Source organism: Cupriavidus sp. 22TCCZM01-5 (genome assembly GCF_057798915.1).
Genome location: NZ_JBYOJR010000006.1, coordinates 190438 through 205055, shown reverse-complemented (window position 1 = coordinate 205055; position 14618 = coordinate 190438). Strand labels below are relative to the sequence as shown.

Here is a 14618-nt window from a genome sequence, read left to right as displayed (position 1 = left end):
GGCTAGCGGCGCAACTTGCCCGCGAACCGCTCGCGGAACTTGGCCAGCTTCGGCGAAATGATGAACGCGCAGTACCCCTGGCTCGGATGATCCTGGAAATAATTCTGGTGGCTGGCCTCGGCGCGCCAGTAGGGCTGCTCCGGTTCGATCTGCGTCACGATGGGCGCATCGAAGGTCTTGTTGGCGACCAGCTCCCGCATGACGTACTCGGCCACGGCACGCTGCGCTTCGGAGTGCGTGAAGATGACGGAGCGGTACTGCGGGCCCACGTCATTGCCCTGCCGGTTCAAGGTGGTCGGATCATGGATCGCGAAGAAGATCTCGATGATCTCGCGAAAGTTGATGACGGCCGGGTCGAATGTCACCCGAACGACCTCGGCGTGACCGGTATCGCCCTCGCTGACCTGCTGATAGGTCGGATGGCTGACATGCCCCCCGGTATAGCCGGATTCCACCGCGCGCACGCCGTTCACTTGCTGGTACACCGCTTCGAGGCACCAGAAGCATCCTCCACCCAGCGTCGCCGTCTCCAGTTCGTGTTCCATGCTCGCCGCCCCCCCCCGGGATCCATGCGTTGTGTCGACCTGCCGACCTTAAGCATAAGCGCAGATAAGGCAAGTTGCCTGCGGCTTAACCGCCCCGGGCGAGCCGTAGTGCGGCCCGCCCGGCGCAGCGAGTTTCCAAACCCGTTACAATTCTCAAGAATCTGTCGCCGACTGGCCACATCGTTGCACCGCGCGGCATCGAAGCGCGGGCGCGAAAATCCTTGCCTCCAGCGTTACCTGGCACACCGAGGCCAGTGCGCAGACGGGCCGATCTTGTCCCTGTCGCCGCGACCCCCAACTATGAATCATCATGACCGCCAGTGGAGCCCTTGCGATGGGCATGCCTGAAGTCCCGGCGCGGAAGGCCAGACAGGCCGCATCGCCGGATTTCGATTCCTCGCATTTCCGCCGCACGCTGTCGCAGTTCGCGACCGGCGTGACGATCATTACCACGCGCGCGAGTGCCGCATCCGTGGCCGCGGGGGCGCCGCCGTTTATCGGCATCACGGCCAGTTCGTTCAATTCGGTTTCGCTCGATCCGCCGCTGGTACTGTGGAGCATGGCCACGCGCGCCAACAGCCTGCCGATGTTCCGCGACGGCTCGCACTACATCGTCAACGTACTGTCGGCATCGCAACTCGACCTGTGCAAGCGCTTCTCCACCCTCAAGGGCGATCGCTTCGCGGGCGTCGATTACCGCTTGTCCGAAAATGGCCTGCCGATCCTTGGCAATGCCCTCGCCTGGTTCGAGTGCCACAATCGCAGCCGCTATGACGAAGGCGACCACGTCATCTTTGTCGGTGAAGTCGAGCGCTGCGGCGTGCTCGACAGCAATGAACCGCCGCTGGTCTTCCAGAACGGCATCTTTTCGACCACCTCGCCCCTGGAAGACTGACGGCCCCGGCGCCGTCCTGCCGCAGCCTCCCCTCAAGTTCCCGCTGGATCCGCGGCCTTCAGCACGGCCAGCGGCGAACTGTCCGTCTTGATCCGCTGCAGCACGATGTTCGAGCGGATGTCCATCACCCCGGGCGTGCGGTACAGCCGGTTCACGATGAAATCCGAGTAGTGCTTCAGGTTGCGCGCCTGCACCCGCAGGATGTAGTTGCTGTCGCCGGTGATGATGTAGGCCGAGAGCACCTCGGGCCACGCCTGCACTGCCGCGATGAAGGTATCGTGCCAGCCTTCCACGTCGTGCCGCATCGAGACCTGCACGATCGCTTCCAGCTCCAGCCCGAGCCGCTCGGCGTCGAACCAGGCGCGGTAGCCGCCGATCACACCTGACTCTTCCAGCAGCCGCACGCGCCGCAGGCATGCCGACGGCGACAGGGCTACGCGGTCGGCCAGGTCCTGATTGCTGATGCGGCCGTGCTCCTGGAGGCACTCGAGAATGCGCAGATCTATGGGATCGAGATTCATTCGAATATTCCAGCATTATTTAATGGCATTGTCGAATTTTATGCGAAATCTGCCACCTTACACAGTGGATTTCGCAAGCCTCTTGCCGGTTTTTTTGACTATCATGCCGTCATCGAGGACGACACCGGCGCCGCCCAACGGTAGCCGTGCAGACATGACAAACCGCCCCGCCATGCCCGCCGACAGCCGCAAGCTGTGGGACATCAGCCCCCCACTTTCGCCCGCCACGCCCGTCTGGCCCGGCGACACCCCGTTCCAGCAGGAAGCGGCCTGGCAGATCGATGAACACTGCCCGGTGAATGTGGGCCGCATCACGCTGTCGCCGCACACCGGCGCGCATGCGGATGCGCCGCTGCACTATGCCGTGGATGGCGCGCCGATCGGTGCCGTGGCACTGGAGCCTTATCTGGGGCGCTGCCGCGTGATCGATTGCGTGGGCGCCACGCCAGTCGTCGCGCCGCATCACGTGGAGCACGCACTGGACGCCCTGCCGCCGCGCGTGCTGCTGCGCACCTATGCGCGCGCGCCACTCGAACAATGGGACGCCGGCTTCTGCGCCGTGGCGCCGGAAACCATCGCGCTGCTCGCCGCGCACGGCGTGCAGCTGGTCGGCATCGACACGCCGTCGCTGGACCCGCAGGAATCCAAGACCATGGATGCGCACAACGCCGTGCGCCGCCATGGCCTGGCCATCCTGGAAGGCCTGGTGCTCGATGGCGTCGCCGAAGGCGACTACGAACTGATCGCGCTGCCGCTGCGCTTTGCCGGGCTCGATGCCAGCCCGGTGCGCGCCGTGCTGCGCAGCCTTGGCTGAATACACCTGAATATCCCCCGCAATCCCTTTGCCTCTTTCCGACATGACCGCACTGACCCGCGAGCAATGCCTGTTGCTCGACCAGCAAGACCCCCTGCGCGCATTGCGCGAACAGTTCGCGCTGCCTGATGGCGTGATCTATCTCGATGGCAATTCGCTGGGCGCGCGGCCGCGCGCCTCGGCCGCGCGCGCCGCCGAAGTCGTCAGCGAGGAATGGGGCACGGGCCTGATCCGCAGCTGGAACACCGCCGGCTGGTTCGAACTGCCGCAGCGGCTGGGCAACAAGCTGGCTCCGCTGGTCGGCGCCGGCGAGAACGAAGTGGTGGTCACCGACACCACGTCCATCAACCTGTTCAAGGTACTGGCCGCCGCGCTGCGCGTGCAGGCCACGCGCGATCCTTCGCGCAAGGTGATCGTGTCCGAAGCCAGCAACTTCCCGACCGACCTGTATATCGCGCAGGGCCTGGCCGACCTGCTGCAGCAGGGCTACTCGCTGCGCCTGGTGAATTCGCCGGCTGAGATCGACGCCGCCGTCGGCCCGGATACCGCCGTGCTGATGCTCACGCACGTCAACTACCAGAGCGGCGAGATGCTCGACATGGCCGCGCTGACCGAACTCGCGCATGCGCGCGGCGCGCTGACCGTGTGGGACCTGTGCCATTCGGCCGGCGCCGTGCCCGTGGCACTGAACGCGTCGAAGGCTGACTACGCGATCGGCTGCACCTACAAGTACCTCAACGGCGGCCCGGGCTCGCCGGCCTTCGTCTGGGTGGCACCCGCGCTGCGCGACGCCTTCTGGCAGCCGCTGTCGGGCTGGTGGGGCCACGCCGCGCCGTTCGCCATGGAACCGCAATACCGTCCGGTCGACGGCGTGCGCCGCTTCCTGTGCGGCACGCAGCCGATCACGTCGATGGCCATGGTCGAGTGCGGCCTCGATGTCTTCGCGCAGACCGATATGTCCGCCCTGCGCACCAAGTCGCTGCAGTTGACCGACCTGTTCATCGCGCTGGTGGAAGAGCGCTGCCGCCACCATCCGCTCGCGCTGGTCACGCCGCGCGAGCATGCGCGCCGCGGCAGCCAGGTCAGCTTCGAACACCCGGAAGGCTATGCCGTGATGCAGGCCCTGATCGAGCGCGGCGTGATCGGCGACTACCGCGAGCCGCGCATCATCCGCTTCGGCTTCACGCCGCTGTACACGAGCTTTACCGAAGTCTGGGACGCCGTGGAAACGCTGCGCGACGTGCTCGACACGCAAACCTACCGGGACGCGCGCTTCCATGCCCGTGGCGCGGTGACCTGAGCGGAGCAGATCATGAGTGAATTCAAGGGATGCCCGATGTCGGGCTCGGCACGGCAGGACAAGGACGACGACCGCTGGCACGGTGCGCAGATGGATTTCGCCAAGGACATGAGCTACGGCGACTACCTCGGCCTGGACCAGATCCTGAGCGCGCAGCATCCGCTCTCGCCGGACCACAACGAGATGCTCTTCATCGTGCAGCACCAGACCACGGAGCTGTGGATGAAGCTGATGCTGCACGAGCTGCGCGCGGCGCGCGCATCGGTGCGCGAAGACACGCTGCCGCCGGCCTTCAAGATGCTGACGCGCGTGTCGCGCATCATGGACCAGCTCGTGCAGGCGTGGAACGTGCTGGCCACCATGACTCCGCCGGAGTACTCGGCGATGCGGCCCTACCTGGGCATGTCGTCAGGGTTCCAGTCGTACCAGTACCGCGAGATCGAGTTCATCCTCGGCAACAAGAACGCGGCGATGCTGCGTCCGCATGCGCACCGGGCGGAGCACCTGGCGCTGGTGGAGACGGCACTGAAGACACCGTCGCTGTATGACGAGGCCATCCGCCTGATGGCGCGCCGCGGCTTTACCATCGACGCCGATTGCGTCGAGCGTGACTGGACCCAGCCGACCTCCTACAACGCCTCGGTCGAGGCGGCGTGGCTCGAGGTCTACCGCAATCCGAACGCGCACTGGGAACTCTATGAACTCGGCGAGAAGTTTGTCGACCTGGAGGACTCGTTCCGCCAATGGCGCTTCCGCCATGTGACCACGGTCGAGCGCGTGATCGGCTTCAAGCGTGGCACCGGCGGCACCGAAGGCGTCAGCTACCTGCGCAAGATGCTCGACGTGGTGCTGTTCCCGGAGTTGTGGAAGCTGCGCACCGACCTGTAAGCGCAGCCCGCCGCGGGCCCGGCCTCAGCCGGCCGGGTCCGACAGCCGCGCCGCCAGCGCCTTCAGCGCGGGCGCCAGGGTCTCGTGGAACACGGTCTCTTCCACGGTCCCATACGACGCACTGCAGCTCAGCATGTGCAACTCCTTCTCCCCCACCGGCCGGAATGCCACCGCACAGGCATGGATGGCGGGGTGCCAGTCGCGGAACGAGGACGAATAGCCGCGGCGCTCCGCGTCCTCCAGCGCGACGCGCATCGGCGCCTCCTGTTGCTTCCACTGCTCCGGAAATGCCTGGCTGAACTCGTCCAGCACGCGCTCGCGCCGGGCCGGCGGCAGCGCCGCCAGGTAGGCGCGCCCCATCGAGCTGGATACCAGCGAGAGCCGCGAGCCCACGCCCAGCCCCAGCATCACGCCCGCGTCATTACGGATCGACTCTAAGTAGATCACCTCCATGCGCTCGCGTTTGCCCAGCGACACCGAAACCCCATAGGACTGCGCGAACGCCAGCATGTGCGGACGCGCCAGCGTCACCACGTCCGACGCGGACAGGTAGGCATAGCCCAGCGCCAGCACGCCCGCATCGAGCGCGTACTTGCCCAGGCTTTCGTCATAGCGCAGGTAGCCAAGCTGGACCAGCGTACCGGCCAGCCGGCTCACCGTGGCCTTGGGAAAGCCGGTGCGGCGTACGAATTCCTGGTTGCCCAGCATGGCTTCGCCGGTGCGGAAGCAGCGCAGCAGTTCCAGGCCGCGGGCCAGTGCGGTAACGAAGTTGGGGTCGCTCTCGCGCGCCGTGGGGGCGGACGTGGCGGGCGGGATGTCGGGAGAAAGGCTGCTCAAGGCTGGCTCCTGTGGGAGGTCGGCCGCCATGCGCGGCAATCGAACACGCTGGTGTTCATCCCGCTTGCATGGCGATCGCATTGCGATATACTAATCCAGCGGAACACAGTTCCGCAATGCGGAACCTCAAAATTCCACCGATTCCCGGGATTGCCGCTGAGACGGGCGCGCCACAAGCGCCTTGAAGCGGTGCCCCCGCTCTACCGAAGGAGACCTGCATGGCTGCCAACGCCGAATTCCACTGGGCCGATCCCCTGCTGCTGGACCAGCAACTGACCGCCGACGAGCGCATGATCCGCGACGCCGCCGCGGCGTATTGCCAGGACAAGCTGATGCCGCGCGTCCTTCAGTCGTTCCGCAATGAAAAGACCGATGTGGAAATCTTCCGCGAGATGGGCGAACTGGGCCTGCTCGGCCCGACCATCCCCGAGCAATACGGCGGCCCGGGCCTGAACTACGTCAGCTACGGTCTGATCGCGCGCGAAGTCGAGCGCGTGGATTCGGGCTACCGTTCGATGATGAGCGTGCAATCGTCGCTGGTGATGGTGCCGATCTATGAATTCGGCAGCGAAGCGCAGAAGCAGAAGTACCTGCCCAAGCTGGCCACCGGCGAGTGGATCGGCTGCTTCGGCCTGACCGAGCCGAACCACGGCTCCGACCCGGGCTCGATGGTCACCCGCGCCAAGAAGGTCGACGGCGGCTATGAGCTGACCGGCGCCAAGATGTGGATCACCAACTCGCCGATCGCCGACGTGTTCGTGGTGTGGGCCAAGCTGGCGGGCGAAGACGGCAAGGAAGATATCCGCGGCTTTATCCTGGAAAAGGGCTGGAAGGGCCTGAGCGCCCCGGCCATCCACGGCAAGGTCGGCCTGCGCACCTCGATCACCGGCGAAATCGTGCTCGACCAGGTCTTTGTACCGGAAGAGAACATCATGCCGGGCGTGAAGGGCCTGAAGGGTCCGTTCACCTGCCTGAACTCGGCCCGCTACGGCATCGCCTGGGGCGCGCTCGGCGCCGCCGAGTTCTGCTGGCACACCGCCCGCCAGTACACGCTGGACCGCAAGCAGTTCGGCCGCCCCCTGGCCCAGACGCAGCTCGTGCAGAAGAAGCTGGCCGACATGCAGACCGAGATCACGCTGGGCCTGCAGGGCTGCCTGCGCCTGGGCCGCATGAAGGACGAAGGCACCGCGGCAGTCGAGATCACCTCGATCATGAAGCGCAACTCGTGCGGCAAGTCGCTGGACATCGCCCGCGTGGCGCGCGACATGCTCGGCGGCAACGGTATCTCGGACGAATTCGGCGTGATCCGCCACGTGGTGAACCTGGAAGTGGTCAACACCTACGAAGGCACGCACGACATCCATGCGCTGATCCTGGGCCGCGCCCAGACCGGCCTCCAGGCATTCTTCTGAACAAGGTCCACCACGCCTTGTCGACAGGAATTCCGGAATAAAAAAGCCCGGCTGCGAAGCCGGGCGAAGCACACTACCAAGGAGACGACGAGGCTGCCCCCGTCGATAAAACACCTGTCCTGAACGCCGGCCCCGCACCATGCGGGGCCGCGTTCATTTGTTCGGTTGCGGCGTGAGGCGCAGGTAGGGGCGCACCGCCTTGTAGCCTTTCGGGAATTTCTCGCGGATCACCGCCTCATCCTTCAGCGAAGGGACGATCACCACGTCATCGCCGTCCTGCCAGTTGCCGGGCGTGGCCACGCTGTGACTGTCCGTGAGCTGCAGCGAATCGATGACGCGCAGGATCTCGTTGAAGTTGCGCCCGGTACTGGCCGGATAGGTGATGATCAGGCGCACCTTCTTCTTCGGATCGATGATGAACAGCGAGCGCACCGTCAGGGTCTCGTTCGCGTTCGGGTGGATCATGTCGTACAACTGGGAGACCTTGCGGTCGCCATCGGCCAGGATCGGGAAATTGACCGTGGTGGACTGCGTCTCGTTGATGTCCCGGATCCAGCCCTGGTGGGATTCGACGCCATCCACCGACAGGGCGATCGCCTTCACGCCGCGGCGCGCGAACTCGTCCTTGAGCTTTGCGGTCAGGCCCAGTTCCGTGGTGCACACCGGCGTATAGTCGGCCGGATGCGAGAACAGCACGCCCCAGCCCTCACCCAGCCAGTCGTGGAAGCGAATGCGGCCTTCGCTGGAATCCTGCTCGAAGTCGGGGGCGAGGTCGCCCAGGCGCAATGCCATGCTCTGTCTCCTGAAAAAAAGCGTGGAACCAGAGTATCCGGATTGCGATCGAACCCAAACGAATATAAAGTCACTACAAAATCACTCCAGGTCATATAGCGCGGCGCCGGGGCGTGCGCCGCCAGATCGCAATGATTTTCCCTTGATGGCGACGTGGTCTTGAAACCACGGGTACCCGCCACATATGCTAAGTAACAGACAAGACGTGCCGTTACTCTCGCAAGCAAGGCAAAATGTCAGAAACTGCACAATCCGAACCAACCGCCCGCAAACAGGAGAAACTGATGAGCGATGTCAAGACCGTTCTGTCCGACGCTGAAGAACTGCTGAAGCAAGCAGCGTCGACCACCGGCGAAAAGGCTGCCGAACTGCGCGAGCGTGGCATGGGCCTGCTGAAGCAAGCCAAGGAAAAGGCCCAGGACCTGCAAGACGCCGTGGTCACCAAGAGCAAGGCAGCCGCGCGCGCGACCGATGACTACGTGCACGATCATCCGTGGCGTGCAGTCGGCGCGGCAGCTGGCGTAGGCCTGCTGATCGGTCTGCTGCTGAATCGCAAGTAAGGCTGCACCGCTCGCGGCGCCCCGGCGCCGCGGCAACACTGGCAATGCCCGTCATCGCGAGCGGGCATGCCGTTAGCCCGGGCCCGGGCACGATGGCTTGTGCCTTCCGGGCTTCGCCCGCTGAAAGGCGCGACCGGCAAGTGCCTGCGCGCCGTTCCCTCGCCGGAGCCGCATGAGCGAACCCTCTCCCTCACCCAAGTTGCTGGAATCCGTGCGCAACCTGGCCAGCTCGCTGGTTGCGATGGTCCAGACGCGCCTGGAACTGGCCAGCGTCGAATTCGCCGAAGAGCGCGCCCGGCTGATGAAGGTCGGCCTGCTGGCCTGCTTCGGCCTGGTCTTCTTCGGGATCGCGCTGGTGACCTTCACCGCGCTGATCGCCATCCTGTTCTGGGACACCTACCGCTGGCAGGCGCTGGTGGCGCTGGTGGTCGCCTACCTGGTCCTGTCCGCCGGCTGCCTGGGATATGCCCGCCGCCTGGTGCGCACTGCCCCGCCGATGTTCGAGGCAACACTGGCGGAAATCGACAAAGACCGCGAGACCCTGCGCCGATGACTACTCCGGAATCCGGGCCAGACGCCGTCAAGGCGCCCCGCCGCGAACACCTGCGCCCCGTGCGCTACGCGCGTGAAGTGCGCCTGCCGCTCGAAGTCCGCAAGGAACTGCTGCTGACCCGAGCCGAACTGGAACGCCATGACCTGCTGAAGGCCCTGCACGAGGTAAGAGGCGGCGCCAGGCGTTTGGGCAGCTTCGCCAGCTGGTTGCCGCGCGCGGTGCGGCCGGGTTCGTGGATGAAGCTGCTGGGCCTGGCCCAGGACTATCCGCTGCTCAGCACGGCCGTCACCCTCGCGCTGCCACTGCTGCGGCGCACGCCCCTGCTGCGCTGGACCTGGAAGGCGTCCAAGCTCGGCATGGCAGCCGGCGCCGCCTACTGGGCCTACAACGCGTGGCGCCAGGCCAAGAGCCAGGCGGTGCCGCCGGCCGACACCGGCAGCGCCAGGGCACCGCAGGACACAGGCTTCCGCGACCCGCTCGTACCCTAGCCGGGCATTACGGCATCAGGGCCGCCTGGCCCTGCCCCTCATCGATCGCGGCCAGCTCCCGACGCGGTCCTGATGCGAATGGCCTGGGCACCGCAACGTGATGCCCCTGCGCGAAATCCACGCCAAGTTCGCGCAGCCGCGCCAGCATGGCCTCGCTCTCCACATACTCGGCGATGGTCTTCTTGCCAGTGGCATGGCCAATGCGCTGGATGACCTCCACCATCACCTGCTTGACAGGATCGTCCAGCATTTCGCGCACGAAACTGCCATCGATCTTCAGGTAGGCTGCCGGCAGGTGCTTCAGGTAGATGAACGACGCCATGCCCGCGCCAAAGTCGTCCAGCGCAAACGCGCAGCCCAGTTCCTGCATCTGCTCGATAAACGCCGCCGCCTGCGTCAGGTTGGCAATCGCCGCGGTTTCGGTGATCTCGAAGCAGATGCCGCTTAGTGCGATGCCGGCACGTTGCGCCTGCTCGCGGACAAACGCCGGGAACTGGACATCGGCCAGTGACGACGCGGACAGATTGATGGCGCACAACTCGATATCCTCGCCGCATTCCGCCCGCCGATGCGCCAGTGCGGCAAACGCGGTCTCGACCACCCAGCGGTCGATCATCGGCATGAGGTTGTAGCGTTCGCAAGCGGGCACGAACGCCATCGGGGGCACAAGCTGGTTGCGCTCGTCCACCATGCGCAGTAGCAGTTCGACATGGCGGCCACCGCGCCCATCGCTGCGCAGCGGGATGATTTCCTGCGCGTAGAGGCAGAACCGGCCGGCGGCCAGCGCCGCATGCACCCGGCTGACCCACTCCATCTCGCCATGGCGCGCCTGTACCACGCTGTCCTTGGGATGGTAGACCTGCACGCGATTGCGGCCGTTCTCCTTGGCCACATAGCACGCGGCGTCGGCAGCGCTGAGCGCCTCTGCCACGCCACCGGTACCGCTGTCCAGCACCACCAGGCCGATGCTGGCGCCAACGGCAAACGTACGCTGGCGGTGCGTGAAGCGGAACCCCGCCACCGCGCGCCGCAGCGCCTCGGCCTGCCGCTCGCCATCGGGCGCCACGCAATGCTCCAGCAGGATGCCGAACTCGTCGCCGCCCAGGCGTGCGAGCGTGTCGCCCTTGCGCAACTGGCCGCGCATGACCGCGGAGATCTGCCGGATCAGTTCGTCGCCCGCGGCATGCCCGCAGGTGTCGTTCACGACCTTGAACTGGTCCAGGTCGAGATACATCAGCGCGTGCGCGCCCCCAATCACCCCCATCCGCGCGATGGCCGCAGCCAGGCGACGCTCGAACTCGGTCCGGTTGACCAGGCCGGTCAGCGCGTCATGGCTGGCTTCGTGGGCCAGCCTCGCGGCATGCTCGCGCTCCTGGCTGACGTCGTGCAGGACCACGACGACACCGATCGCCTGCGCCGCGCGGTCACGGATCAGCGCCACCGATGGCTTGACGGCCACCGTACGCCCGCCGCGGCCGGTCAGCAGGGCCGTCACGCCGGTCCAGCGCTGCTGCAGCGCCAGCGCGACCAGCTTGCGCAATGGCGCCTCGCTCCCCTCTTCCAACAGGGCGCATACCTGTTCGAGCGGGCGTCCGCGGGCCTCGGCCTCGGTCCAGCCCGTCAGTGCTTCGGCTGCGGGATTCAGCGAATCGATCCGGCCCCAGACATCGGTGGTGACCACGGCGTCGCCGATCGCCTGCAACGTGACCTGGGCGCGCTCTTTCTCTGCGAACAGCTGTGCCTCGTAGCGCTTGTGCTCCGAGATGTCGGTAAGCGAGCCGGCCATGCGCATGGCCCGCCCGTCATCGCCGCGCACCAGCCGCCCGCGCGCACGTACCCACAGGTAGCGATCGCCGCGCGCACGCATGCGGAACTCGGCATCGTACGGCGTGCCGCGGCGCAGATGACCCAAGAGCTTGTGGTCGAGCACATTCACGTCAGCGGGATGGAGCAACCCGAGCAGCGTCTCGGGCGCCTGCGGCAACGCGTCCGGCTCGTACCCAAGCATCTGCGCGCAGCGCGGCGAGAAGTACAGCCTGCGGCTGCGCAGGTCCCAGTCCCACAGCCCGTCGTTGCTGCCGCCGACGGCCAGCTGCAGGCGCTCCTCGCTCTCGGCCAGCGCCGCGCGCAGGCTGCGCTCGCGGCGCAGCCGCCGGTGGGACAACAGGATCGCGGAGAGCAGCAGCGCAACCGCCACCACGGCGGTTCCAACGGTGAGCCCTTGCGTGACGCGCCGCGAAGCCTTGCCGAGCTGGTGCGAGAACGCGGACTCCAGCGGCGTCAGCCGTGCGTCAATGGCAACAATGCCCCGCAGCACCGGCTCCGTGCACCCCACGCCGCAGCCGGGTTGCGCCGCCAGTTGCCGCAGCACCAGCGCCTGCTCGTGAAGCGCCGCGATCTCGCGGTCTCCTTCCGCCCAGATCCGGATGGCGGCATCGACCTCTTCAACGTGGCGAAAATTGCGATACAGACGGATGATGCCCGCGATGTCATCGGGGTGGATGGCGCCAGCGAGAAAGCCCGCACGCGCGCGCTCGTAATCCGGCTTGTCGCGATCGAGCTCGATGCGGGCGCGGTGATCTCCCATCGGCACGGCAATGTCCGACAGGTAGGCCTGGAAGTCCGCCTCGTTACGGTCCTCGCCATAACGCAGCAAGTGCATGACGGCGTTCTTCTGGCCCTTGGACCATTCGCTCTCGCCCGCGACAAACGCACGCACGGCGGATAGAACGTCGACGCTGGCGATGGTGAACAGCGCCAGTGCAATGACCACGGGAACGAACGGCCAGATAACGCGCAATGCATGCACATCGCCTGGCAAAGACCTGCCTGCTTGCCGCATAGGACTTCCAACGGTTGTGGCGCTGACGGCGTGGCGGCGCCACCAGTGCTGCCAGGAACTCGGTTCATTGTCCGTGGCAGGACCGGCAATGTCTCTAACTCGAAGGGGTTAATGCGAGCAGGCTGTGCGGGCAGGCTCCGCGAAAAAACAAAAAGGGCCTGTGACTTGCGCCACAGGCCCTTCGTAATACTGGTGGGTCGTGCGTGACTCGAACACGCGACCAACGGATTAAAAGTCCGCTGCTCTACCGACTGAGCTAACGACCCGAAAAAACAGAACCGCGATTATAGTGACGTTCTTCCTGATGTGTCAAGCGTTGAGCGCCGATTCATGCAAATGCCATGCGCTCGAGACGCCATATCTGGTAGCGGAACGCAAGCACCGCGCCTGCAAGGATGCCAGCCAGCGCAATAAACGAGCCGATGGCCAGCGTCGATACCCCGGACAGTCCCTGCCCGACCGTGCACCCGAGCGCCGTCACGCCGCCGGCACCCATCAGGATGCCGCCGATCATATGGTTGGCCACGTCTTCCGCATTGCCAAACCCTTCCCAGCGGAAGGTGCGCGTGGCCAGCGCATAAGCCGCCGCTCCGGCGATCACGCCGAAGACGCTGACGATGCCGACGGTCAGCACCTTGCTCTTGTCGCTGAACATCATCAGCCAGTCCAGCGTGTAGGCATACGGCGCCACGAAACTGAGGCTTTCCATGCGGCCGCTGTTGGTGGCGACGAACACTTCCTCAAGCGTGTTGGGATCTTCCGCCACGTAGCCGAGATGGCCCGAGACGTACCACATGCCGACGATGATCAGCCCGACCGCGACGCCGCCGAGCAAGTTGTCGAAGGTGCGGAAGCCCCGCGCGGCCAGCGCCCATACCACGAGCGCACCGCCGAGCAGCAGGCCCAGGCCGAGCTGCAGCGCGCCGCGCGCCGCGCCGGTGCCCTGCGACAGCAGCGACGGCAGGTCTTGCGTGGTCGGGAGCGTGAGCGCGATGGCATCCACCGTGCTGACGCGCACCACGCCAAAGAGGCCGCGCAGCGTCATATAGGCCGACAGCCCCAGAAACACGAAGACCACCAGCGATTTGAGGTTGCCCGCGCCAATGCGCACCAGCGTCTTGCTGCCGCAGCCCGACGCCAGCACCATGCCGAAGCCAAACATCAGCCCGCCGGCCAGCGCAGACAGCCAGCCGAGCTTGCTCGTCGCGTAGATGGTCTTGGTCGGGTCGATCAGCCCGGCCCAGGCGAGCACGCCGGTGCCCATCATGGCCACGCCAACGGCCAGGCCCCACATGCGCATACGGCTCCAGTCGCCCATATTGACGATGTCCGAGACCGCGCCCATCGTGCAGAAGTGCGTGCGCTGCAGGATGGCGCCAAACAGGAAGGTCAGGGCAAACGTGCTCAGCAGCACGGTGCGCGAAAGCGCGTCGATATCTATCTCGGGCATGTCGGGGGCGATGAAAAGGCGGGTGGCGCGCTCAGGCGTTCTGGTAGCGGGTCGGGTCGGCAACGCCGGCCGCCTCGAAGCCAGCGCGGCGGATGCGGCAGGAATCGCAGACACCGCAGGCACGGCCGTCGTCGTCGGCCTGGTAGCACGACACCGTCAGGCTGTAGTCCACACCGAGGCCGATGCCCGCGCGGATGATCTCGGCCTTGGTCATGTCGATGATCGGCGCATGCACGCGGAACCGGTCACCCTCCACGCCCGCCTTGGTGGCGAGGTTGGCCAGCGTCTCGTAGGCCGCGACATACTCGGGGCGGCAGTCCGGGTAGCCCGAATAGTCCACCGCGTTGGCGCCGAAGAACAGGTCGCGCCCGCCGACGGCTTCAGCCCAGCCGAGCGCCAGCGACAGCATGATGGTGTTGCGCGCCGGCACATAGGTGATCGGGATGCCCGACGACGCGCCATCGGTCGGCACGTCGAACTTGTCGTCGGTCAGGGCCGAGCCGCCGAAGCGGCGCAGGTCCAGGTCGATGATCTCGTGGCGGACGGCGCCGAGCGCGCTGGCCACCTGTTTGGCGGCCTCCAGCTCCGAGGAATGGCGCTGGCCATAGCGCATCGACAACGCATAGGTCTCGAAGCCCTGGGCCTTGGCCATGGCAAGAACAGTGGCGGAATCTAGCCCGCCCGAAAGCAGGACAATGGCGCGTTTGGTCATGAGTGGCGG

At 65.9% G+C, this 14618-nt stretch carries 15 protein-coding genes and 1 tRNA gene; 8 read left to right on the top strand and 8 right to left on the bottom strand.

Features of this window, described 5'->3' with window-relative positions; all coding sequences use genetic code 11:
- Positions 1-2 precede the first annotated feature (2 nt).
- Positions 3-545: a peptide-methionine (S)-S-oxide reductase MsrA gene (msrA, locus tag AC3FNH_RS08585; RefSeq protein WP_276098146.1), complete on the bottom strand. Its 543-nt coding sequence runs from the start codon at positions 543-545 to the stop codon at positions 3-5.
- Between the two features lie 334 nt (positions 546-879).
- On the opposite strand from msrA, the gene AC3FNH_RS08580 reads away from it, so the two are divergent.
- Positions 880-1440, top strand: a complete 561-nt coding sequence (locus tag AC3FNH_RS08580; protein WP_488719782.1) for a flavin reductase family protein — start codon at positions 880-882, stop codon at positions 1438-1440.
- A 32-nt stretch (positions 1441-1472) separates the two neighbouring features.
- Here the strand turns inward: AC3FNH_RS08580 and AC3FNH_RS08575 are convergent, their stop codons facing one another.
- Positions 1473-1961, bottom strand: a complete 489-nt coding sequence (locus tag AC3FNH_RS08575) for an Lrp/AsnC family transcriptional regulator (protein ID WP_276098147.1) — start codon at positions 1959-1961, stop codon at positions 1473-1475.
- Positions 1962-2115: 154 nt separating this feature from the next.
- Between AC3FNH_RS08575 and kynB the strand changes: the two genes are divergently transcribed.
- The 3 genes from kynB to kynA are packed head-to-tail and all read left to right on the top strand — an operon-like array spanning position 2116 to position 4963.
- Complete coding sequence (kynB, locus tag AC3FNH_RS08570) at positions 2116-2775, top strand: arylformamidase (RefSeq protein ID WP_488719745.1); 660 nt, start codon at positions 2116-2118, stop codon at positions 2773-2775.
- A gap of 43 nt (positions 2776-2818) precedes the next feature.
- On the top strand, positions 2819-4075 hold the full coding sequence (gene kynU / locus AC3FNH_RS08565) for a kynureninase (protein WP_488719744.1): 1257 nt from the start codon (positions 2819-2821) through the stop codon (positions 4073-4075).
- A gap of 12 nt (positions 4076-4087) precedes the next feature.
- On the top strand, positions 4088-4963 hold the full coding sequence (kynA, locus tag AC3FNH_RS08560; RefSeq protein ID WP_488719743.1) for a tryptophan 2,3-dioxygenase: 876 nt from the start codon (positions 4088-4090) through the stop codon (positions 4961-4963).
- 24 nt (positions 4964-4987) lie between these two features.
- On the opposite strand, the gene AC3FNH_RS08555 is transcribed toward kynA, so the two are convergent.
- Entirely contained in the window at positions 4988-5830 is an 843-nt protein-coding gene (locus tag AC3FNH_RS08555) for an IclR family transcriptional regulator (protein WP_488719742.1), read from the bottom strand.
- A gap of 188 nt (positions 5831-6018) precedes the next feature.
- Here AC3FNH_RS08555 and AC3FNH_RS08550 point away from each other — a divergent pair, with 188 nt between their 5' ends.
- Complete coding sequence (locus AC3FNH_RS08550) at positions 6019-7212, top strand: acyl-CoA dehydrogenase (RefSeq protein ID WP_276098152.1); 1194 nt, start codon at positions 6019-6021, stop codon at positions 7210-7212.
- A 153-nt stretch (positions 7213-7365) separates the two neighbouring features.
- Here the strand turns inward: AC3FNH_RS08550 and AC3FNH_RS08545 are convergent, their stop codons facing one another.
- On the bottom strand, positions 7366-8004 hold the full coding sequence (locus tag AC3FNH_RS08545; protein WP_488719741.1) for a peroxiredoxin: 639 nt from the start codon (positions 8002-8004) through the stop codon (positions 7366-7368).
- A 233-nt stretch (positions 8005-8237) separates the two neighbouring features.
- Between AC3FNH_RS08545 and AC3FNH_RS08540 the strand changes: the two genes are divergently transcribed.
- The 3 genes from AC3FNH_RS08540 to AC3FNH_RS08530 all read left to right on the top strand — a co-directional run bounded on the left by AC3FNH_RS08540 (position 8238) and on the right by AC3FNH_RS08530 (position 9605).
- A complete protein-coding gene (locus tag AC3FNH_RS08540; RefSeq protein ID WP_338031349.1) occupies positions 8238-8564 on the top strand; it encodes an ElaB/YgaM/YqjD family protein in 327 nt (108 codons plus the stop codon).
- 172 nt (positions 8565-8736) lie between these two features.
- The gene (locus AC3FNH_RS08535) at positions 8737-9117 is read left to right on the top strand and encodes a phage holin family protein (protein ID WP_276098154.1); all 381 of its coding nucleotides are present in this window, start codon (positions 8737-8739) and stop codon (positions 9115-9117) included.
- A complete protein-coding gene (locus AC3FNH_RS08530) occupies positions 9114-9605 on the top strand; it encodes a DUF3318 domain-containing protein (RefSeq protein ID WP_488719740.1) in 492 nt (163 codons plus the stop codon). Before AC3FNH_RS08535 ends, AC3FNH_RS08530 begins: the two co-directional genes overlap by 4 nt.
- 7 nt (positions 9606-9612) lie before the next feature.
- Here the strand turns inward: AC3FNH_RS08530 and AC3FNH_RS08525 are convergent, their stop codons facing one another.
- The 4 genes from AC3FNH_RS08525 to queC all read right to left on the bottom strand — a co-directional run bounded on the left by AC3FNH_RS08525 (position 9613) and on the right by queC (position 14609).
- Positions 9613-12447 (bottom strand): EAL domain-containing protein, encoded by a 2835-nt coding sequence (locus AC3FNH_RS08525; RefSeq protein ID WP_488719739.1) that lies wholly within the window; start codon positions 12445-12447, stop codon positions 9613-9615.
- A gap of 190 nt (positions 12448-12637) precedes the next feature.
- Positions 12638-12713, bottom strand: a tRNA-Lys gene (locus AC3FNH_RS08520).
- A gap of 62 nt (positions 12714-12775) precedes the next feature.
- Entirely contained in the window at positions 12776-13897 is a 1122-nt protein-coding gene (locus AC3FNH_RS08515) for a YeeE/YedE family protein (protein WP_276098157.1), read from the bottom strand.
- Between the two features lie 31 nt (positions 13898-13928).
- On the bottom strand, positions 13929-14609 hold the full coding sequence (gene queC / locus AC3FNH_RS08510; RefSeq protein WP_276098158.1) for a 7-cyano-7-deazaguanine synthase QueC: 681 nt from the start codon (positions 14607-14609) through the stop codon (positions 13929-13931).
- Positions 14610-14618 lie beyond the last annotated feature (9 nt).